The organism is Nocardia sp. NPDC051929 (assembly GCF_044548645.1).
GTDB classification, from domain to species: Bacteria; Actinomycetota; Actinomycetes; order Mycobacteriales; family Mycobacteriaceae; genus Nocardia; species Nocardia sichangensis.
The window spans coordinates 1-22969 of sequence record NZ_JBIUCG010000043.1; the positions used below are offsets into that span (position 1 = coordinate 1).

The window sequence follows — 22969 nt, forward strand, 5'->3', positions numbered from 1 at the left end:
GATGTGCCGTTCGAGCGGTTGGTGGAGGTGTTGAATCCGCCGCGGTCGACGGCGCGTCATCCGTTGTTCCAGGTGGGGTTGTCGTTTCAGAACGTCGCGCGGGCGGTGTTGGAGTTGCCGGGTTTGTCGGTGGCTGGTGTGGATGCGGATTTGGATGTGTCGCAGTTCGATCTGCATTTGATCGTGGGTGATGCTTATGCGGAGTCGGGTGCGGCTGGGGGTATCGGTGGGTTCTTGACGTATGCGACTGATCTTTTCGATCGGGCGACGGTCGAAGGGTTCGCTGATCGGCTCGCGCGCATCCTCGCCGCCGTGGTCGCCGATCCCACCGTCCCGGTCGGCGATCTCGACCTACTCGCCGACACCGAACGGCACGACGTGCTCACCGCGTGGAACGACACCACCCATCCGGTGGAACCCGCCACATTGGCATCGCTACTGCGCCAGACCGTCGCGGCGACGCCGGGAGCCGTCGCGCTGGTCGCGGACCTATCCTGCGGCGACCGCGTCGAGCTGAGCTACGCCGAGCTGGCCGCCCGGGTGAACCGCCTCGCCCGTTACCTGATCTCGGTGGGCGTCGGCCCCGAAACCCGGGTCGCGCTCGCGTTCCGCCGATCGGTGGATCTGGTCGTGGCGATGTACGCGGTGGCCGAGGCCGGTGGGGCGTATGTACCGGTCGACCCCGACCAAGCCGCGGACCGGACCGACTACATCCTCTCCGTCTCCGCCCCGGTGTGTGTGCTGAGCAACGCGGAGTCGGACTTCGATACCGATGTCGCGCCGGTAGTGCGGCTCGAAGATCTGGAACTGACCGCGGTCGCGAGCGTGCCGCTCACCGACTCCGAGCGGGTCGTGCCCCTACGGCCGGAGAACACGGCCTACGTCATCTTCACGTCGGGTTCGACCGGACGCCCGAAGGGCGTCGCGGTGCCACACGCGGCGGTCGTGAACCAGTTGCTGTGGAAGACGGCCGAGTTCGAGCTGACGCAGGACGACTCGGTGCTGCTGAAGACCGCGGCCACGTTCGACTTGTCGGTGTGGGAGTTCTGGTCGGCCGCTGTCCGCGGTGGCCGTCTGGTGATCGCCGCGCCGGATGGTCATCGGGACCCCGCGTATCTGCACGACCTGATGGTGCGGGAATCGGTCACCACCCTGCACTTGGTGCCGTCGATGCTGGCGGCGCTGTCGGCACACCGGCCTGCGGCGGACGACTGGTCGCCACGGCGGGTGCTGGCGATCGGTGAGTCCCTACCCGGTTCGGTGGCGCAGCGGTTCCTACGCGACTGTCCGCGTACGGAATTGTTCAATCTGTATGGTCCGACCGAGGCGGCGGTGTCGATCACCAGCCATCGGGTGACGCTCGCTGACGAGATGTCGGTGTCGATCGGCGGGCCGGTGTGGAACAGCCGGGTGTTCGTGCTGGATGGTCGTTTGCGTCCGGTGCCGGTGGGTGTGTCGGGTGAGTTGTATTTGGCTGGTGCGCAGTTGGCGCGTGGTTACTTCGGTCGTGCGGATCTGACGGCGGATCGGTTCGTGGCGAATCCGTTCGAGCCGGGTGCGCGGATGTATCGCACGGGTGACTTGGTCGCTTGGACCGGCACCGGCGAACTGGAATATCGGGGTCGTACGGATTTCCAGGTGAAGATCCGTGGTTTCCGTATCGAGCTGGGTGAGATCGAAGCAGCGTTGCTCGTGCTGCCGGAGGTCGCGCAGACTGCGGTGATCGCGAAGTCGGATCCGAAGACGGGTGACCGGTTGGTGGCCTACCTGGTGGCTGCCGATGCCGAGGCCGGTGTGGATGTGGCGCGGGTGAAGTCCGAACTCACTGCTGGGTTGCCGTCGTACATGGTGCCGTCGGCGTTCGTGGTGTTGGATGCGTTGCCGTTGAACGTCAACGGCAAGCTCGACCGCAAGGCGCTGCCGGAACCCGAGTTCGAGATTCAAGCCTTCCGTGCGCCGTCGACTCCGATCGAGGAGATCGTGGCGTCGGTGTTCGCCGAGGTGCTCGGGGTGGAGCGGGTCGGCGCGGATGACGACTTCTTCGCGCTCGGTGGTAATTCGCTGTTGGCGACGCAGGTCGCGGCGCGGATCGGCGCGGCGCTGGATGCGCGTGTGCCGGTCCGCGCGATCTTCGAGGCAGCGACCGTCGCCGCACTCTCGATCAAGGTCGAGCGGGGCTCCGGTGAACGCAAACGTATCCCGCTCCTCGCGGGTCCGCGTCCGGACCGCATCCCGCTGTCGTTCGCGCAGCAGCGCATGTGGTTCCTCAACCAGTTCGACACCTCGGCCTCGGTCTACAACATCTCGGCCGCTATCCGCTTGTCCGGCGACCTGGACGTGGCCGCGTTGCGGCTTGCCGTCGCCGACCTCGTCGCCCGTCACGAGATCCTGCGCACGATCTACCCGCAGACGCCGGACGGCCCGGTACAGCGGGTCCTCGCTCCGCACGAGGTTGCGGTGGATCTGGCTCCCGTGCAGATCGGCGACGAGCACGTCGCGGGCGAGATTCAGCGGGTCGTCGCCGCGGGCTTCGACGTGACGGTCGAGGCGCCGTTGCGCGCGAAGCTGTTCCAGCTCGCGGGCACCGAATACGTGCTGGTCTTCGTCGCCCACCACATCAGCGCCGACGGCTGGTCGATGCGCCCGCTGACCAGGGACCTGATGCTGGCCTACGTGGCGCGCACCGGCGGCCAGGAGCCGTCCTGGGCGCCGCTGCCCATCCAGTACGCCGACTACGCGCTCTGGCAGCGCGACGCGCTCGGCCCCGACGACGACCCCGAGTCGCCGGCGGGCGAGCAATTGGATTACTGGACCACCGAACTCGCCGACCTGCCCGACGAGCTGAACCTGCCCGCGGACCGGCCGCGCCCGACCGCCCAGTCCTTCGCGGGCGGCAGAGCCGATTTCGTCATCGAGGCCGACGTGCACGCCGCGCTTGCCGATCTCGCGCGGCGGCACAACGCCACGCTGTTCATGGTGGTACACGCCGCGTTCGCGGTGTTATCGGCTCGTCTGTCCGGCACCGAGGACATCGCCATCGGCACGCCCGTCGCGGGCCGCGGCGAAGCCGAACTGGACGACCTGATCGGCATGTTCGTCAACACGCTGGTGCTGCGCAGCCGGGTCACGCCCGGTCTCGGCTTCACCGAACTGCTGGCCCGCACGCGGGAAACGGACCTGCGCGCCTTCGCCAACGCCGACATCCCGTTCGAGCGGCTGGTCGAAGTGCTCGCCCCCGAACGGTCGGCCGGTCGCCATCCGCTGTTCCAGGTGGCGCTGTCGTTCGAGAACCTGTCCGCGACCGGCTTCGAGCTACCCGGCCTGAGCCTCACCGCGCTCGACCCGGCCGCCGACACCGCCAAGTTCGACCTGCTGCTGACCGTGCGCGAGCAGCGCGCCGAATCCGGTGCGGAAGCCGGCCTGGCCGCCGAATTCACCTACGCTCGTGACCTGTTCGACGAAGCGACCGTGGTCGAGTTCGGCCGCAGGTTCCGTCGCATCCTGTCCGCGGTCGCCCAGCGCCCGGAGACCGCCGTCGGCGATCTGGAGATCTTGGACGACTCCGAGCGCGCGGAGCTGATCGCCCGTACCGGCGCACCCGCCGTGCCGCCGCGCACGCTGCCGGAACTGATGGCCGCGGCCGTCGCCGGGAATCCGGCCGGAATCGCCGTGATCGCGGACGACCGCACCTTCAGTTACGCAGAACTCGACGCGGCTTCGGCGCAATTGGCGCGGGCGCTGATCGACCGCGGCGCGGGACCGGAAGTGCCGGTCGCCATCGCGATCCGTCGTTCGGTGGAATCCGTGCTGGCACTGTGGGCGGTGACCAAGACCGGGGCGGCGTTCGTTCCGATCGACCCGACCTATCCGGCCGACCGCGTCGCGCGCATGGTCGCGGACTCCGGCGTAGCACTCGGCGTGACGCTCACCGCCGAACTGGACAACCTGCCCCTGCCCGGCGGCTGGCTCGCCTTGGACGATCAGGACTTCACCCTCGACGTCGCAGTGCGCTCGGATGAGCCATTGCGGCCAGACGAGCTGCGCGGACCGCTGCGCGCGAGCAACGCCGCGTATGTGATCTACACATCCGGCTCCACCGGCGTGCCGAAGGGCGTCGTGGTGACCCACGAAGGCCTGGCGAATTTCAGCGCCGAACAGGTGGAGCGCTATCGGCTCGACAGTTCCACCCGTGCCCTGGCGTTCGCGTCGCCTTCGTTCGACGCGTCGGTGCTGGAACTGCTGCTCGCGCTGGGTTCCGCGGGCGTGCTCGTGGTTGCGCCGCCGTCGACCTTCGGTGGCGCGGAACTGGCCGAGCTGATCCGCGCCGGAGGCGTCACGCACGCCTTCCTCACGCCGTCGGTGCTCGCCTCGCTGGATCCGGACGCGTTGCCGGGGGTGCGGGCCGTCGTGGCGGGCGGCGAAGCGGTGCCCGCCGATCTGGCGGCCAAGTGGACGACCATGTCCGAACTCGATTTCCACAATGGTTACGGGCCGACCGAAACCACCATCATGACCAACATCAGCGACCCGCTCCGGCCCGGCGAACCGGTCACGATCGGCGGACCGATCCGCGGGATGCGGTCGTTGGTGCTCGACAGCAGGCTGCGCCCGGTGCCCGAGGGCGTCACGGGCGAGTTGTATCTGGGCGGCATCCAGCTCGCGCGTGGCTATCACGCGCGCTCGGCACTGACCGCCGCTCGCTTCGTGGCGGACCCGTACGGCGTGCCCGGCGAGCGTCTCTACCGCACCGGCGATCTGGTGCGCTGGCGCCGCGGCGGCGGTGCGCCGGTCCTGGAGTACCTGGGCCGCAACGACTTCCAGGTCAAGGTGCGCGGCTTCCGCATCGAGCTCGGCGAGATCGACGCCGCGCTCACAGCCCAGCCCGAAGTCGACTTCGCCGTGACACTCGGCCGCGAAACCGGTTCGGGCGCCACCATGCTGGTCTCGTACGTGCTACCCGCCGAGGGGGCGACGGCCGACCCGTCCGTGCTGACCGAACGGATCGGACGCAGACTGCCGGAGTACATGGTTCCGGCGGCGATCGTCGTGCTCGACGCGATTCCGCTGACCCCAGCGGGCAAACTGGACCGCAAGGCGCTGCCCGCGCCCGAGCCGGCCCTCCGCGCCTACCGCGCGCCGCGAACCCCCGCCGAACTGGTGATCGCCGAGGTGATCGGCGAGGTGCTCGGTCTCGAACGGGTCGGGATCGATGACGACTTCTTCGCCCTCGGCGGCGACAGCATCGTGTCCATCCAAGTGGTCTCCCGCTCGCGCGCACGAGGTGTGACCTTCGCGCCGCGGGACGTCTTCGAATGCCGGACCGTCGCCGCGCTGGCCCGCGCCGCCGCGGTGGAGGGCGGCGGCCCCGGTGACGAGGCGGGCGAACTACCGCTGACGCCGGACGCCGCGCGGATGCTGGACGAAGGCATCGAAGTGCGGGCCATCGCGCTCGACATCCCCGAGGCCTGCTCCGTGGAGACGGTGCACGGCGCGGTCGCCGCCGTGCTCGAGCGGCATCCGATGTTGTGGGTACAGCTGCGCTACGGCGAGGACGGCACGCCGGTGCTGCGCATTCCCGCCGCCGCCGAACGCACCGGCGAGGCGTTCCGCAGGCTGGACCCGCAGCGCGGCGAGACTTCGCTGCCCATCGACGACGTTGTGCAGGCGGTCGCCGCCGCCCTCGACCCCGAACAGGGCCGCAACATCTACTTCGTGCTCACCGGCGGACCCGAGGCTCGCTCCACGCTGATCGTCGTGGCCAGCAGCCTCGTCATCGACGACGTTTCCTGGCGGGCGGTCGTCGACCAGCTCACCGCTCGGTGGGAGCGGGCGCGCCACGCCGCGCCCGCGAGCGCCGAAGCCGACCTCGGCGTGCTCATCCGCGCCCTCTCGGCCAAGGCGCACGATCCGGTCACCGTCGCCGAAATGGATTGGTGGCGACCAGCGCTCGGCTCCGTCCCGGAGGGCGCGGGAACCGAGGGACGGGATCTGCACGCACGCAGCCGGGTATCGCTCACCATCACCGCGGAGGGTGCGGCGGCCGTCGCCGCGGCCGCCGAGGCCTACCACGCCGGGGTGGAGGACATCCTGCTCACCGCGCTGGCGCTGGCACTGCAGACCTCCGCGGGAGAGACCGTCACACGCGCCATCGGTTCGGTCGTCCGGCTGTCCGCCGACGGTCGCGCGGCCACCGACGCCGATGGGGCGAGCACGGTGGGCGGCTTCGTCACCGAATATCCGCTGCCGTTGCGGTTGAGCCGGATCGACATCGATGAGGCCCTGATCGGCGGACCGGCGGCGGGCATCGCGATCGCGCAGATCAAGGAGTTGCGCCGGTCGGTGCCCTCGCGCGGTGTCGGCTACGGCCTGTTGCGCCATCTCAATGCCGAGACCGCCGCCGAGCTGCGTGGCCTCGGGCGTGGCCGGTTCGCGCTGCGCTATCGGGATCTGCGTCCGGCGCGCGTGCACACCGACATCCCGTCGGACGACCTGCTGCTCGTACTGACCGTCGACGCCACCGACGACGGCCTGCTCGCCCGGTTCGATTTCGCCGCCGCCGCGTTCCGCGGTGAGGACGCGAAAACCTTCGCCGAGCACTGGATCCGCGCGCTCGGCGGCCTCGCCGAGCACGGACTGCGCCCGGACGCGGGCGGCTACACCCCCTCCGATTTCCCGCTGGTGCGGCTCAAACAGCCCGACATCGACCGCTTCGCCCGCGCCTACCCCGACCTGTCCGACGCCTGGCCGCTCACGCCGCTGCAATCGGGCATGTTGTTCCACGCCCTGCTCGCGGAGCGCTCGGTGGACGTCTACACCACCCAGTTCGTGCTCGATCTCAGCGGCGCGGTGGACGCCCGCCGGATGCGCGCGGCCGCGCAAGCGGTGCTGGACCGGCACGACAACCTGCGCGTCGCCTTCGCCGACGACAGCGAGGGCAAGCCCGTACAGATCGTGCAGGATTCGCTGGAGGTGCCGTGGCGGCTGATCGATCTGGGTCAGCTGGAACCCGACGCGGCCCGAGCCGAACTGGAGCGGATCAAGGCGGCGGATCTGGCCGACCACTTCGACATGCGGACCGCGCCGCTGTTGCGGTTCGCGCTGATCCGCTCCGCCGCGGCCCGCTACCACCTGCTGGTGACCAGTCACCACATCCTCGTCGACGGCTGGTCCATGCCGCTGTTGATGAAGGATCTGCTCACCCTGTACGCGTTCGGCGGCAAATCCCGGCACCTGCCCTCGGTGCCGTCCTACCGCGACTATCTGGCCTGGCTGGTCGCTCAGGACGCGGAAGCGGCCCGTTCCGCGTGGCGCGCCGCGCTGGCCGGTGTCACCGAGCCGACGCCGCTGGCGCCGGTCGATCCCGGCCGCGAGATCGCCTCGGGCGTGGGCGAAGTCGGGTTCGCGTTGTCCCTAGCCGACACCACCGCGCTGACCCGGCTCGCGTCGGGGCTGGGCGTCACGGTGAACACCGTGGTGCAGGCTGCCTGGGGGCTGTTGATCGGTCGCACCGCCGACCGTGACGACGTTGTCTTCGGTGCCACCGTGTCCGGCAGGCCGCCCCAGCTGGACGGTGTCGAGGCGATGGTCGGCCTGTTCCTCAACGCGATCCCGGTGCGGGTGCGGCTCGACCCGACCGGCACGCTGGGCGGGCTGCTGCGGCAGCTACAGGCCGAGCAGGCCGCCCTGCTGGACTATCACTACCTGGGGCTGAGCGACATTCAGGAAGCCGTCGGCGTGGAGGGGCTGTTCGACTCGCTCGTCGTGTTCGAGTCGTTCCCGGTGGACCGGGAGGGCCTGGACCGGGCCGGCGCCATCGACGGTATGAGCGTCACCGGCGTCGGCGCGGTCAACGGCACCCATTACCCGTTCACGGTCATGGTGGTGCTGGACAACCAATTGCGCGTCTCGGTGAAGTACCTGCGCGACGTCATCGACGAACCGGCGGCGCTCGCGCTCGCACAGCGGCTCTCGGCGCTGATCGGCCGCTTCGTGACCACTCCTCAGGCGCGCGTCGGCGATATCGACGTGCTGCTGGACGCCGAGCGCGCCGAGCTGGCCGCGCACAACGCCACCGACGTGCCGGAACTGCTCGACGGCGCGACGTTGACCTCCCTGTTCGACGCGCAGGTGGCGCGCACGCCGGACGCGCCGGCGGTCCGCTTCGGCGATACCACGCTCACCTACGCCGAACTCGACTCGCGCGCCCGGTCCTTGGCCGTCGAGCTGATGCGTTGGGGCGTCGGCCCGGAGACGCTGGTCGCCGTGGCCATGCGGCGCGGCATCGATCTGGTCGTCGCGATCTACGCGGTGCTGCGCGCCGGTGGCGGTTACGTCCCGATCGACCCGGACCACCCGGCTGAACGCAGCGAGTACGTCCTCGGCAGCGCCGCCCCGATCTGCGCTCTGACCACCACCGCGGACGCGTTCGACACCGCGACCGGCGTGCCGGTGGTCGCCGTGGACACGCTGTATCTGCCTCCGTACGAAGGTCCTTGGCCGCAGGAGGAGGTGCGTCCGGACACCGTTGCCTACGTCATCTACACCTCCGGCTCCACCGGCCACCCCAAAGGCGTGATGATCACGCACCGGCAGATGGTGAATCAGTTCCGCTGGGCGCAGTCGGCCTACCCGCACGGCGGCGACGACGTGGTGCTGCACAAGACGCCGATCACGTTCGACATCTCCGCCTGGGAGTTGTTCTGGCCGTTGCAGACCGGGGCGTCGATCGTGATCGCCGCGCCCGACGGGCATCGCGACCCGGCCTATCTGGCCCGCGTCATCGTCGACAACGCGGTGACCACGGCGCATTTCGTGCCATCGATGCTGGACGCGTTCTCGGATCCGGTGGCAGGCCCGATCGTGGCGTACCCCTCGCTGCGCCGGGTGTTCGCCGCGGGCGAGGCGTTGTCCGGGGCCATCGCGAAAAAGTTCGCCGCGGCCGTGCCGGGCGCCGAGCTGATCAACTGGTACGGCCCCGCCGAGGCCACCGTGGTCACCGGCCATCCCGTGCGCGACACCGCCGCGGCGGCGGTTCCGATCGGCATCCCGGCGGCCAATACCCGCGTGCACGTGCTCGACCGGCAGTTGCAGCCGGTGCCGCCGGGCGCGGCGGGCGAGTTGTACGTCGCGGGTGCGCAATTGTCGCGCGGCTATCTCGGGGCCCCGGCCCTGACGGCCGAGCGTTTCGTCGCCCATGCGGGCGGCACCCGGCTCTATCGCACCGGGGACATCGTGCGCTGGCACGACGGCGCGCTGGAATACCTGGGCCGCAGCGACTTCCAGGTCAAACTGCGCGGCCAGCGCGTGGAACTCGGTGAGATCGAGGCCGTGCTGACGAGTCATCCGCAGGTGCGGCACGCCGCGGTCTCGGTGGTGCGTGGCGCCACCGGCGATCGGCTGGTCGCGTACGTCGTCGGCGCGCCGGGGACGACCCTCGACGAAGCCGCGTTGGCGGCGCACGCCCGCGCCGCGCTGCCGTCGTACATGGTGCCCTCGGCTGTCGTCGCGCTCGCCGAGCTTCCGCTCAACGCCAGCGGCAAACTCGACCGCAAGGCGCTGCCAGCGCCGCCGTTGGTGGCGCGTCCGTACCGCGCGCCGGGCACGCCGCTGGAGCGGACCGTGCTCGAGGTGTTCGACGAGGTCCTCGAACCCGGCCCGGCGCATCGGGTCGGGATGGACGACGACTTCTTCGGCCTCGGCGGTACCTCACTGGTCGCCACGCGGGCGGTCAGCAGGCTGCGCACGCTCACCGGCGCCGAGGTGCGGGTGCAGTGGTTCTTCACCGACCCGACCCCGGCGGCGCTGGCGGCCCGGATCATGGCCGCGCTGGCCGACGATCACGACTACGACCAGGACTCGAACGCGGCGCTCGGCGTCCTGCTGCCGATCCGCACCATGGTGCCGCACGACGTGGCCGCCGCCGAGCCGCTGTTCTGCCTGCATCCGATGTACGGCTTGTCCTGGTGCTACGCGGGCCTCGCGCGCTACGTGCCCGCAGGCACGCCGATCTTCGGCCTGCAGTCCCCCGCGCTCACCGAAGAGGGCTACCTGCCGGAGTCGCTGTTCGAGATGGCGCACCGCTACGTGGCCGAGATCCGCGCGGTGCAGCCGCACGGGCCCTACCGGCTGCTCGGCTGGTCGCTCGGTGGTGTGCTGGCGCACGCGGTGGCGACCGAGCTCCAGGCCGCGGGCGAAGAGATCGGCCTGCTGACCATGCTCGACAGTCACCCCGACATCGACGTCACGGATTTCCGGGCGGCGATCCGCGAGGCGCTGGCCGAACTCGGCATCGGCGCGGACGCCCTGCTGCCCGGCGAGGGCGACGTCCACGATCTGAGCGAGGACGCGCTGGCCGCGCTGCACGCCACCATCCCGCCGGACATGGCGGTGCTCACCCCGGACCGGGTGCGCCGGATCTACCGCAGCGCGGTGCGCTCGGCCGAGTTGATCGCCGAGCACCGGCCGAACGTCTTCCGGGGCCGATTGGACTACTTCAGCGCGGCCGGTCACGACACCGCGGCGGCCGGCTGGCAACCTTATGTCGACGGCCGGGTGGACGATCATCCCGTCGGTGTCTCGCACGATCAGATGACATCGCCGGAAGCGCTCGCGCAGATAGGTCCCAGATTGTCCGAGTTGCTCGATCCCCCGGGGTGGGAAGCGACACGGAATATGGGGCGGTCATGATCGAGCCGACACCGTTCCGGCATGATAGGGCAACGGTGCGGTAACGAAGTCCACTGTTGTGACGACTACATAGGCCGTATGGTCGGGCGGGATGCCTGGGCATCCACCCCGGCGTGTGGGGCATGCAGAGCGAATCTCGAGACGAAGCGAAGGTGCGAAATTGATACGTCGACAGAGCCGGCGCGGTGGCCTGCGGGCCGCGGCCGCCATCGCGGCAACCGCGGTGCTCGCGGGGATGATGACCGGTCTCGGCGCGTCCAGCGCGACAGCTGATCCGATCATCGATTCCAAGACTCTGTTGGGCAACCCGGTCGCCCCGGACGGTTCGCGTATCACCAAGGCCGAGTACAAGGACGCGCGCAGCATCCGGCTGTACGTGTACTCGGCGGCGATGGACGAGAAGGTCATCATCGACGTCCAGCGCCCGGCCGACGCCTCCGTGCCGCGTCCGACGCTGTACCTGCTCAACGGCGCGGGCGGCGGCGAGGACGAAGCCTCGTGGCAGGCGAAGACCGACGCGCTGCAGTTCCTGTCGGACAAGAACGTCAACGTGATCCAGCCGATCGGCGGCAAGTGGAGCTACTACACCGACTGGATCAAGGACGACCCGGTACTCGGCCGCAACAAGTGGAAGACCTTCTTCACCGAGGAGCTGCCCCCGCTGGTCGACGGCGCGCTGGGCACCAACGGCGTGAACGCCATCGCGGGCCTGTCCACCTCGGGCACCACGGTGCTCGCGCTGCCGATCGCCAAGCCCGGCCTGTACAGGGCGGCCGCGGCCTACAGCGGTTGCGCGCAGACCAGTGACCCGGTCGGCTCCGAGTTCGTCAAGCTGACCGTCGAGACCTGGGGCGGCGGCAACACCGACAACATGTGGGGTCCGGAAGGCTCGCCGGACTGGGTGGCCAACGACCCGTACGTGAACGCCGAGGGACTGCGCGGGCTCGACCTCTACATCTCCACCGGCAACGGCCTGCCCGGCCAGTACGACACGCTCAACGGTCCGTACGCGCTGCCCGGCGCATACGGTCTGGCCAACCAGATCGTCATCGGCGGCGTGATCGAGGCGGGCACCAACTACTGCACGCACAACCTGAAGAACAAGCTGGACCAGCTGGGCATCCCGGCCACCTACAACTTCCGCGACTCGGGCACCCACTCGTGGGGCTACTGGCGCGACGAGTTCCAGCTGTCGTGGCCCGTGCTCGCGAAGGGGCTCGGTATCTGATCCGAATCGAGCCGGGACCGCCCGGCAAGATTCCTCCGACCGCCTGGTCGCCGCTGTCGCGCGACCAGGCGGTCTTCTTTATGGGGTAACCTTCACAAAAAAGTTCGGGAACCCGTAAAATTCAGTTCGTGGGTATTACGTTGGTCGAGTCGACCAAGTCCGTCACCGGGCGCGCGCGTGCCGCGACCGTTCTGCTGGGGCCCGCGTTCGTCGCGGCCATCGCGTACGTCGATCCCGGCAACGTCGCGTCCAACATCAGCGCGGGCGCGCAGTTCGGCTACCTCCTGGTCTGGGTCATCGTGCTGGCCAACGTGATGGCGGGGCTGGTCCAGTTCCTCTCGGCCAAACTCGGCCTGGTCACCGGGTGGTCGCTGCCGGAGGCGGTGCGCGCGAAGGCGAGCGGTCCCGTCCGGCTGGCCTACTGGGGCCAGGCGGAGACGGTCGCGATCGCCACCGACCTGGCCGAGGTGGTCGGCGGCGCCATCGCGCTCCATCTGCTGTTCGGCCTGCCCCTGCTGGTCGGCGGCGTGATCACCGGCGCGGTGTCGATGGTTCTGCTGCTGGTGCAGGACCGTCGCGGCCAGCAGCCGTTCGAGCGGGTGATCACCGGGATGCTCGCGATCATCGCGATCGGATTCCTGGCGAGCGTGGTCATCGCCCCGCCGTCGGCCGGGGGCACGGTGGGCGGTCTCCTGCCGCGCTTCCAGGGCACCGAGAGCGTGCTGCTCGCCGCCGCCATGATCGGCGCCACGGTCATGCCGCACGCGGTCTACTTGCATTCCGGCCTGGCCCGCGACCGGCACGGGCAACCGGCGCCGGGGCCGCTTCGCGCGAGGCTACTGCGGATCACCAAGGTCGACGTCGGGCTGGCCATGATCTTGGCGGGCACGGTGAACCTGGCCATGCTGCTCATGGCGGCCAACACCCTGCGCGGCCGAAACGTCGAGACCATCGAGGACGCGCACGCGGCCGTCGGCGACGTGCTCGGCCCGGCCGCCGCGCTGCTGCTCGCGATCGGCCTGCTCGCCTCCGGCCTGGCCTCGACGTCGGTCGGCGCCTACGCGGGCGCGATGATCATGCAGGGCCTGTTGCACCGGCGAATCCCACTGATCACACGCAGGCTGATCACGTTGATCCCCGCCATCGCGGTCCTGGCGCTGGGGATCGACCCGACCCGCGCGCTCATCATCTCCCAGGTGGTGCTGTCGTTCGGCATCCCGTTCGCGCTGATTCCCTTGGTGCGCTTCACGAGTGACCCCACGCTGATGGGCGCGGACGTCAACCATCGCGTGACCACCGCGCTGGCCTGGACGGTCGCGGCGATCATCTCCGTGCTCAATGCCGCCCTGATCTACCTCACCGTCACCGGGCGGTAGCCCGCCCGGCGCGGCGCGCCGATCAGACCCAGTTCTCGATCCAGTACTTCCAGATCCGTGGTGCGTAGGCGTCCAACGGCGGAACCCTGATGTCGGTGCCCGCCAGAGCCGCGCTGGTGTGCCTGCAGTCGAACCAGCAGGCGAATTCACTGTGCTCCAGCACGTCCAGCGGCACACCGACCCGGGGCAGCAGCCAGTTCGCGCCGGGGACCCGCAACATCATGTCCAACGTGCGCTTGGGCATCACCTCGACCAGATGTGGCGCGCCCGCCTCGTCGGCGAACAGGTTCAGCGCGTCGACCGCGCTTTGCCTGCGCGGATCCACCAGGTGATAGGTGATCTTGTCCGAGCCGGCGCGATGCGCGATGTGATCGAGGGCGCGAGCCACGAAGTCCACCGGGACCATGTTGGTCTCGCCCAGTTTGGGCACCAGGACCGGCAGCAGCCTCGGCAGCTGCGCGCCCATGCGCAGTAGGCGGAAGAAGTAGTACGGGCCGTCGATCCGATCGATCTCGCCGGTCCTGGAATGCCCGATCACGATCGACGGACGATAGATCCGCCAGCGCAGCGACGATTCCCGGACGATCCGCTCGCCCTCGAACTTCGCTCGCTGCATCGGGGTGGCCAGCGCCTGCCCGTGATCGAACATGTCCTCGGTGAACAGGCCCTCGGTGGACCCGGCCACCTCCACGGTCGAGACGTGGTGCAGCAAGCCGACGCCCAGCTCCTCGGCGACGTCGACCAGGTGCCTGGTCCCGCCGCCGCGCTCGGTCAGGTCGTAGCCTCCGGCCAGATGGAAGACGTGCTCGATGGCGCCGCGATGCCGGGCCAGCCAGGTCGGATCGATGCCGAGCCCCGGGGCGCCCAGATCGCCGCGCACCGGACGGACGCGGTCGCCGCCCGCCCATTCCTGCGCGCAGCAGGCGAACCGGTCGGCCGAGGCGTCGCCCGGCCGAACCAGCACGTGAATGTCACCCTCGCGTTTCAGGAGCTCAGGGATGAGAAAACGACCGATGAACCCAGTTGCCCCGGTAACCAGGTAAGTCATAGCCGATGAACATAGTCGCCTGTCGGTAGCTACGTTCCGGCGGGCTGATCAGTCGGCGAAGACGGGCTTGCGCTTGCTGAGCATCGCGGTGGCGCCCTCGATGAAATCGGGGGAGCGCAGCAGCTCGGTCTGCCCCGCCTTCTCGGCGGCCAGGGCCGCGTCCAGCGCCGTCAGCGTGGCCTGGTTCAGCGCGTGCTTGGTGAGTTCCAGCGCGCGGCGCGGACCCGTGGCGATCTTCTGGACCCCGGCCTCGACCGCGGCGTCGAGTTCGTCGTCGGGCACGACGGCGGTGAACAGACCGGCGGCCGCGGCTTCCCGGGCGGGCAGCCGTTCGCCGAGCAGTGCCATCCGCGCCGCCAGCGGGCGGCCCGCCGCCGCGGCCACCAGCGCGGCCGCCCCGCCGTCGGGCATCAAGCCGATGTTGATGAAGGCCAGCAGCAAGTAGGAGTCCTCGCTCGCGTAGACCAGGTCGGCGGCCAGCGCGATGCCGACGCCGACGCCCGCCGCGGCGCCGCGGATGCGCACGATCACCGGGACCGGCGCGTCGACGATGGCCCGCACCAGCCGGTTCGCCGCGTCCATCACCATGTCCGAGGTGATGCCCCGCTGCGCCTCGTCCGCGCTCGCCGAGAGATCGGCGCCGGTGCAGAAATCGCCGCCCTCGCCGGTCAGTACGATCGCCCGCACCGCGCGGTCGTCCGCCGCCGCGCGGAAGGCGTCCCCGAGCGCGACCATGGTGTCGTAGTCGATGGCGTTCTTCCGCTTCGGGTTGGTGATCGTGATCCGGAGCACCTTGCCGTCCTGGACCGCGGTGAACTTCGCGGCGGAGGGGGCGGCCGGGGCCGCGGAATCGTTGTTGCTCACGTTTGCTCCTAAGCTGCAATTCGCCGGACGCCAGGCCGTGAATAGTGGTTAACTTTGCGAATTGTGGTTAACTTAGGTTCCATTGTCGGGCGCTGTCAACCAGCGCCGCCGGAGAACGGAGAGGTGCATGGTCGCGGATCGCAGCGAGGTCGATCTCGCTCCCGCGCGCCCCGAACCGGGCAGGCGGGCGAGCGCTGAGGGCGCGCCGTCGGTGCGCCGCCGTCCGAAGGACCGCAAGGTACAGATCATCCGGGCGGCCGCCCGCGCGTTCAGCGAACGCGGGTACTACCCGGTCGGCGTGGACGAGATCGCCGCCGAGGTCGGCATCTCCGGTCCCGCGCTCTACCGGCATTTCACGAACAAGTACGCGTTGCTGGTCGCCGCCGCGGAGGAGGGCGCGCAACACCTGCTGAACGTCGCCGAGGGGGCCGACGACACTCGGCTGGACCCGGTGCGGCGCGCCGACGCGCTGATCCGCGCGATCAGCGAGCACACCGTCGACATCCGCCGCGAGGCCGGGCTCTACCGCTGGGAGCGGCGCTATCTCGAGCGGGACGACCGCGTCCGGATCAAGAAGATCTACGATGACCTGAACAACACTCTCGCGGCGCCGATCGCGCTGCTGCGACCCGAGGCGCCGCCCGCGGACGTGGCGATGCTGGCCGCGGGCGTGCTCAGCGCGATCGCCAGCATCGCCGCCCACCGCACCGCACTGTCGAGCGCTCGGCTGCTTCCGCTGTTGCGTCAGATGTCCTGGGCCATCCTGCGCACCGAACTGCCTCCCGCGCCCGCCGAACCGGATCCCGGCCCGCCCGTGCGCGGCATCCCGGTGACCTCCAAGCGCGAACAATTGCTCACCGAAGCCATCCGGATTTTCGGCAGGCAGGGGTATCACGAGGCGAGCATCGAGGAGATCGGCGCCGCCGTCGGCATCAACGCCTCCAGCGTGTACCGGTACTTCGCGAGCAAGGCCGACCTGCTCGCCGCGGCGTTCCACCGCACCGGCGACCGGCTGGCCATCGCGATCACCGAGGCGCTGGCCGAAGCCACGAGCCGGGCGGACGCCGCGCGTAACGTGGCCGACCGCTACGCCAAACTGAGTTTCGCCATGCCCGAGATCATGGCGGTGTACTACGCCGAGTTCGGCAACCTGCCGCAGGCCGAGCAGCACAAGCTGCGCGCCATCCAGCGGCAGAACGTGCTGGAATGGGCCAACCTGCTGGACGGCGACCCGGTGGAAGCGCGTTTCCGGGTGCACGCCGCCATCAGTCAGGTGATCGATGTGGGCAGGCTGATCCGATTCGATTCCCGGCCCGCGCAATTGGCCCGCGTCACCGCGCTGATGGACGCGGTGCTGCTCGCCGATAACGCGCAGCCGGACGATGCCCGCCATTAACCCCGTGCATGGCCGCAAGCAGCGAAGGCGGAGGTAGGCAGCGCATGGCCGTAGCGAAGGCGGAGGTACGCAGAGGAGGCGCAGCCGGACAGCGTCCGTCATCAGCCCGCGCATGGCCGTAGCGAAGGCGGAGGTACGCAGAGAAGGCGCAGCCGGACAGCGTCCGTCATCAGCCCGCGCATGGCCGTAGCGAAGGCGGAGGTACGCGTGGGCGCGCCGCTCAGGGGCGGCGGCCGTGCCGGATCCGGAAGATCGTTCTGGCCAGGCGGAGATGGCGCGGGTGCCGGTCGAACGTGGACAGATTCACCGGCGCCTGATACCGCTTGCGGGTGATGGCCAGGGTCCGGCTGAACTCTCGTAGTCCCTGGTCGCCGTGGCTGTGGCCCTGGCCGTATTCGCCCACACCGCCGAAAGGCAGCGCGGGAATGCCCGCGTACGCGGTCGAGGAGTTGATGGTCACCACCCCGGCGCGCAGTTGCTCGGCGAACGCCTCGATCTCGTGCACGTCCCTGGTGAACACCGACACCGCGACGTCGGTGCCCACCGCGTTGATCCGCTCGGCGGCCTCGTCCATGCTCGCCACCTTGTTCACGATGAGCACCGGGCCGATGCCCTCGCCGGTGATCGCGGTGCTCTCCTCCGGCACTTCGGCCAGCACGATCGGCTCGATGTAGGGATCGCGGATGGAGTCCAGCCCGCCGACGACCGCGCGGCCGCCACGGGCCACCGCGTCGCGCACCTGTCTGCGCACCACTTCGATCTGTGACTCCATGATCATCGGGCCGTAGGACGCCTTCCGGTCCGCGCCCGGCCGCAGCTTGCGGGCCTGATCCGCGACCAACTCCAGGAAGCGGTCGTAGACGGATTGGGCGACGTAGGCCCGTTGGATGCCGGTGGCGTTCTGCCCGGCGTTGGCCATCGCGCCGAACACGGCGGCCTCGGCGGCGTCGTCGAGTTTCGCGTCGACGTGCACGACCATGCTGCCCTTGCCGCCGCGCTCCACGACGACCGGGGTCATGGTCTGGGCGCACACCGAGATCACCTCGCGCGCACCGGCTTCGGAGCCGGCGTAGGCGATCTTGTCGACCTTCGCGCGGCACAGCGCGGTGCCGGTGGCCTTGTCACCCGTAACCACTTGCAGCACCGGCTGGTTCGGTGCGAGCCGGGACCAGCTGTCGGCCAGCCACACGCCGACGCCGGTGGTCAGCTCGTGCGGCTTGAACACCACGGCGTTGCCCGCCGCCATCGCGTAGGCGATCGAACCCATCGGGGTGAACACCGGGTTGTTCCACGGGCCGAGCACGCCGACGACGCCCAGCGGCAGATACCCGACGGAGGCCCGCTGATTGCGGGTGAGCCAGTTGGAACCGATGCGCCGCCGGTCGAGTGCGCGGCCCGCGTTGCGCGCGGCCCAGTCGAGGTTCTCCACCGCGAGCATCACCTCGATCGCGGCGTCGGCTACCGGCTTCCCGGTCTCCTCGCACAGCAGGGAGACCAATTCGCCCGAGCGCCGGGTGATCTCGCGTTTCCAGTCCAGCAGCCACCGCTTCCGGCTGCTGAATCCGAGTTCGGCCCACCATTTTTCGGCGGAGCGAGCCGCTCGCACGGCGCGATTCAGTTCGCCCGCGCTCATCACGGCGTAGTTGCCGACGACCTCGCCGGTGCGCGGGTCGTAGGACGTCAGGACGTTCGTTCGGCCCGTTCCTCCCGGACGCGCCGCCAACCGTGACTGCGCGGACTCGGCCATGATCACCTCTCGCAGTGTCGAAACCGGCGTGCGGACCGCTCAGCGGGGCCACATCCGTGGACGAGTGAGTGTTTTCCCCCGCAAAGCAGACTATGGTCTGGCGCAGCGGGCCGACAAGGCTCGGCCGCGGCCTCGGTGTCCGGATCGGATCGCGCTCACCAGCGCCGATTCTCCGCACGGCGAACGGGCAGCGGAAAATGTGAGTAAGGACACAATGGGCGCACGCTGGTGCGGGTACCTCACGCGACGCGGCAGCCCGGGCGATCGGGCCGGTAACATCACGCCGAGCGCGACGGATCACCAATCCGAGCGTGCGCCCGCGCTCGGGCGACCTGGTCGCCGTACCGGCCGATAGTGGAGAGTTGATGCCGAGTTCCAACCAAGCGGATTCGCATGCGAGTGAGCCTGCGGTCCGGGTAACGGACGTTCGCAAGTCGTTCGGCGATGTGCACGCACTGCAGGGCGTCAGCTTCGTCGCCGAACGCGCTTCCGTCCTCGGCATCCTGGGGCCGAACGGCGCGGGCAAGACGACCATGGTGAAGGTCCTCTCCACGCTGCTGCGTGCCGACTCCGGCACCGCCGTCGTGGCCGGGTACGACGTGTCGAAGGACCCGGCGGGCGTGCGCCGCTCGATCATGATGACCGGCCAGTACGCGGCGCTGGACGAGAACCTCTCCGGCCGGGAGAACCTCGAGCTGTTCGGCAGACTGATGGGCCTGGGCAAGTCCACGGCCCGCAAGCGCGCCGACACCTTGCTCGAGGAATTCGATCTGGTGAGCGCGGGCCGCCGAGCCGTGCGCCACTACTCGGGCGGCATGCGCCGCCGCGTGGACATCGCCTGCGGGCTGGTGGTGCGTCCCGAGGTGGTGTTCCTGGACGAGCCGACCACGGGCTTGGACCCGCGCAGCAGGCAGGGCGTCTGGGACCTGGTGACCGCGCTGAAGACGCAGGGCATCACGGTGCTGCTGACCACGCAGTACCTGGAGGAAGCCGACGTGCTCAGCGACAACATCATCGTGATCGACAAGGGCACGGTGATCGCCGAGGGTACCGCCGACGAACTCAAGGAGAAGACCGGCGGCAGCTACTGCGAGGTCGTCCCGCTGGATCAGAAGAAACTGCGCACCGCCGCGTACGCCCTTGGCGACCTGGTGCCGCCCGCGGTGCTGGCCGACATCGACGGCGGCGACCGGCTGTCCATCCCGGCGCCGGAAGGCGCAGCCACGCTGACCGAGGCGCTGCGCAGGCTCGACAGCGCCGGTGTGGAGCTGGCCGACATCGCGCTGCGCCGCCCCTCGCTCGACGACGTTTTCCTGTCCATCACCGGCCACTCGGGCGGGCGAGCGTGACCGCTGCGACCGCCCCGGAGCACACCGAGGCCGAGGTGACGCTGTTCGCCGAGTTGCCCGCGGCGCGGCTGTCGTCGTTCGCGCAGTGGCGCGCGCTGACCGGCCGCATCGTCCGCACCATGGCGACCAAGGGCGAGCTGATCGTCGCCGCGGTCACGCCGCTGATCTTCACCCTCGGTTTCTATCTGCCGTTGCGCTACGTGATGAAGATCCAGGGCGTCGACTACGCCCAGTACGTCATGCCGATCATCGTGTTGCAGACCATGGCCTTCACCATGATGTCGAACGCGCAGCTGGCCGCGTTCGAGGCGATGACCGGCCTGAGTACCCGACTGCAGACCATGCCGATCGGCACGCTGGTGCCGTTCACCTCGCGCATCTGCGCCGGGCTGGTCCGGTCGGTGACCTCGCTCACCGCCGCGGTGCTGTTCGGGTACCTGATCGGTTTCCGCTTCGTCGCAGGCGTCGGGCAGGCCGTGCTGTTCTGCGCGTTCTCTCTCGCGGTCGGCACGGTGCTCGCGGTCGGGGCCGACGGGCTCGGCAGTCTGACCAAGAGCCCGGAGTCGCTGAGTCAGGCGCTGACGCTGCCGACGCTGATCTTCGGCATGCTCTCCTGCGGGTTCGTGCCGGAACGCAACTTTCCGGAATGGATTCGCCCGTTCGTGCGCAATCAGCCGATCTCCCAGTTCTCCTTCGCGCTGCGCGACATGGCGGCCGACGGCGTGACCTGGCACGTGCTGTGGGTTCCGCTGGTGTGGTTGATCGGGCTGGCGGCGGTGTTCACCCCGTTGGCGATCTGGGCGAGTGTGAGGCGGTCATGAGTTCGGTGGAATCGACCGTGGAGCGCACCGCGCCGCAGACCGAGGTGTTCGAGGGACGCCCGGCCGAACCCCTGCCCGTCGTCCGGACGAGGCCGGAAGGCTCGCTGGTCACCTGGGTGGTGCAGAGCCTGATCCAGTGCAAGCGGCTGCTGCTGGTCTGGGCGCGTGATCCGGCGACGACCATCCAGACGCTGGTGTATCCCGCGCTCACCTTGGTGATGTTCTACATCGTGCTGAACAAGCCCGTCTCCGGGGCCACCGGCATGCCCGCCGTGTACGGCACGGTCCCGTTGTTGACGTTGGTCGCGGCGATGTCCGGGGCGGTGGTCAGCGCCCTCGGCTTCAAGACCGAGAAGATGACCGGGCTGCTCGGCCGGTTCTGGACGATGCCGGTGCACCGTGCGGCCGGATTCACCGGGCGGCTGCTCGCCGAGGCGATCCGTGTCCTGGTGACCACGGTGTTCGTCGTCGCGGTCGGTCTGCTGCTCGGTTTCCGCTTCGATCAGGGACCGGTCGCGGCGCTGGCGTTGATCGGCATCCCGGTGCTGTTCGGGGTGGCGTTCGCCGTCCTGGTCACCGCGCTTGCCACCGTGTCCGAGGGCGTGATGCTGGTGAACATCATCGGCATGATCAGCACCTTGCTGATGTTCTTCAACTCGGGTTTCGTCCCGGTTTTCGCCTACCCGATCTGGTTGCAGGACGTGGTGGCGCATCAGCCGATGAGTTGCGCGATCGATGCGATGCGCGGTTTGTCCTACGGCGGTGCGGTCGCCGACCCGCTGCTCGAGACGCTCGCCTGGACGCTCGGCATGATCGTCGTCTTCGCCTACCCGGCGATCAGGGGATATCGGCGGGCCGCGGAAACGGGGCCGTAGCCACCAGCTGTCACCGTGCGCCGGGTTCCGACTATCGGACCCGGCGTTCGGCGTCTTCACGCGGTTCGGCGAACTCGTAATCCAGCCAGCGGTTCCGATTGGCCCAGCCGACCAGGTCGTAACGCCAGCGGAACGGCCAGGTGTGCGCGACCGTGCCGAACAGCACAGCGCCCAGCGCCGTGTAGTCGTCGTGCGCGGACAGCAGGGCGCGCTGACCACGCGGGGTGGCGCTGAAGAACGCGTCGAACATGGCGATGGACTGCTCGGTGGTGAGTCTGCCGAGGCCGTAGAGGCCGCGCATCCGCATCCAATACACCAGCCGTGCGCGCGGCTGCCACAGCGCGGCGATGGGGTCGCGGCCTTCCCGCAGCGCGGTGATCGCGGTGTCGACCAGTGCCAGTGAGTCGGCGACGCTGTACCCGGTGCACGGGTGCATCATGCCGCCGCGCGAGCCGAACGCGATCGCGCGCGCCTTGCCGGTGCGTGGCGGCGGCTGGTCGAGTGGATAGTGCGCCGCCTCGCTCGGTTCGTCGCCGGTGAGCCGGATGCCGTGCGCGGCGAGGCGCGCGAGCGTGCGCTTGCGCAGTTCGTGCTGCGGCATGCCGCCCCGGAGACCGAGACTGGTCTCCTCGAAGATCACCGTGCCGTCGCCGAGCGGCACCGCGTAGAGGAACGACGGCGGCTCGTCCGGGCCCGCGCCGTTCTCCGGCCGCCAGTCCAGCAGCAGGCCCTCGCCTTCGGCGATCATCGGCGCGGCGGCCTCGGCGTCGACGAAGATGCCGTGCGCGCTCGCCCCGCGGCGGCGTCCCAGCGGGGGCAGCCCACGGGTGTCGAACACCGCCGCCGCCCGGTGCACCGTGCCGTCGGCGAGTTCGACCTCGTGCGCGTCCACCCGCGTGGCGCGGCCCGCGACGACGGTGGCGTCATCGAGCGGTAGCGCCGCGCGCAGGCCGGGTTTGGACAGCACGCAGTAGGGACGGTCGATGCGATGCTCGGTCTTCGTCCACACTCTGGGCGCCGGGATGGTCGTCGCGACAGCCGTGGACGGCAGCCATTGCGGCAGCTCGTCCACCCAGCAGGAGAAGGTGGGCGGCCACAGCCGTTCGGGGCGGGGGTCGATCGCGGTCACCGACAGCCCCGCGATCATGGCGCGGTGCGCGAGCGCCCGTCCGGTGGGACCGAGCCCGACCACGCACACATCGACTTCCCGGTCCGCGCTGACACCCATAGGGGCATTCAATCCGGTGGGCCGACGGAAGCGCAACTATTCCACGCCTGCGAGCCCAAGGAATTCGGGTCTCGCTATTTCGGAATCGGATCGGTTCGAAACGGTGCGAATTCCGGTGCACGGGCATGCCCCCAGAATCGGTGGCCCAGCAACTTCAGTCGTGAAACGGCTCGGGACAGGCCATAGCCTGAGCTCGGAACGCGAGGCGTTCCGGGATTCGGGATAAGGGGAGTCATGAGAGGGAGCCACCTCCGCCGGTTGCTGCTGTCGGCGGTCGTCGCCGGCGCTGCGGCCGCATCGGCAATGGTCTCGGTGCAGGCCCAGGCCGCGCCCGCGGAGTCTTCTATTGTT

General features: G+C 69.6%; 11 protein-coding genes. 7 read left to right on the forward strand and 4 right to left on the reverse strand.

What is annotated here, in order from left to right; translation table 11 throughout:
• The 3 genes from ACIHAX_RS36755 to ACIHAX_RS36765 all read left to right on the forward strand — a co-directional run.
• Positions 1-10686: amino acid adenylation domain-containing protein (locus ACIHAX_RS36755; RefSeq protein WP_397282300.1), on the forward strand; the 10686-nt coding region annotated here is incomplete at its 5' end.
• A gap of 238 nt (positions 10687-10924) precedes the next feature.
• On the forward strand, positions 10925-11914 hold the full coding sequence (locus tag ACIHAX_RS36760) for an alpha/beta hydrolase family protein (protein ID WP_355076310.1): 990 nt from the start codon (positions 10925-10927) through the stop codon (positions 11912-11914).
• Between the two features lie 134 nt (positions 11915-12048).
• Complete coding sequence (locus ACIHAX_RS36765) at positions 12049-13290, forward strand: Nramp family divalent metal transporter (RefSeq protein WP_355076312.1); 1242 nt, start codon at positions 12049-12051, stop codon at positions 13288-13290.
• A gap of 22 nt (positions 13291-13312) precedes the next feature.
• Here the strand turns inward: ACIHAX_RS36765 and ACIHAX_RS36770 are convergent, their stop codons facing one another.
• Together ACIHAX_RS36770 and ACIHAX_RS36775 are read right to left on the reverse strand one after the other, a co-directional pair.
• Entirely contained in the window at positions 13313-14338 is a 1026-nt protein-coding gene (locus ACIHAX_RS36770; RefSeq protein ID WP_356964880.1) for an SDR family oxidoreductase, read from the reverse strand.
• A gap of 48 nt (positions 14339-14386) precedes the next feature.
• Positions 14387-15202, reverse strand: coding sequence for an enoyl-CoA hydratase-related protein (locus tag ACIHAX_RS36775; RefSeq protein ID WP_364439209.1), 816 nt, complete (start codon positions 15200-15202; stop codon positions 14387-14389).
• Positions 15203-15329: 127 nt separating this feature from the next.
• Here ACIHAX_RS36775 and ACIHAX_RS36780 point away from each other — a divergent pair, with 127 nt between their 5' ends.
• Positions 15330-16598, forward strand: coding sequence for a helix-turn-helix domain-containing protein (locus ACIHAX_RS36780; protein WP_355076008.1), 1269 nt, complete (start codon positions 15330-15332; stop codon positions 16596-16598).
• Between the two features lie 220 nt (positions 16599-16818).
• On the opposite strand, the gene ACIHAX_RS36785 is transcribed toward ACIHAX_RS36780, so the two are convergent.
• Entirely contained in the window at positions 16819-18345 is a 1527-nt protein-coding gene (locus tag ACIHAX_RS36785; protein WP_364439215.1) for an aldehyde dehydrogenase family protein, read from the reverse strand.
• A 365-nt stretch (positions 18346-18710) separates the two neighbouring features.
• Here ACIHAX_RS36785 and ACIHAX_RS36790 point away from each other — a divergent pair, with 365 nt between their 5' ends.
• Genes ACIHAX_RS36790 through ACIHAX_RS36800 form a run of 3 tightly spaced genes read left to right on the forward strand, consistent with a single transcriptional unit; the run spans position 18711 to position 21390 of the window.
• Positions 18711-19694, forward strand: a complete 984-nt coding sequence (locus tag ACIHAX_RS36790) for an ATP-binding cassette domain-containing protein (RefSeq protein ID WP_355076010.1) — start codon at positions 18711-18713, stop codon at positions 19692-19694.
• A gap of 35 nt (positions 19695-19729) precedes the next feature.
• Entirely contained in the window at positions 19730-20515 is a 786-nt protein-coding gene (locus ACIHAX_RS36795; protein ID WP_355076316.1) for an ABC transporter permease, read from the forward strand.
• Positions 20512-21390: an ABC transporter permease gene (locus ACIHAX_RS36800; RefSeq protein ID WP_356964876.1), complete on the forward strand. Its 879-nt coding sequence runs from the start codon at positions 20512-20514 to the stop codon at positions 21388-21390. The genes ACIHAX_RS36795 and ACIHAX_RS36800 overlap by 4 nt, the downstream gene beginning before the upstream one ends.
• A 31-nt stretch (positions 21391-21421) precedes the next feature.
• Here ACIHAX_RS36800 and ACIHAX_RS36805 read toward each other — a convergent pair whose 3' ends face one another.
• The gene (locus ACIHAX_RS36805) at positions 21422-22618 is read right to left on the reverse strand and encodes a lycopene cyclase family protein (protein WP_397282303.1); all 1197 of its coding nucleotides are present in this window, start codon (positions 22616-22618) and stop codon (positions 21422-21424) included.
• Between the last annotated feature and the right edge of the window lie 351 nt (positions 22619-22969).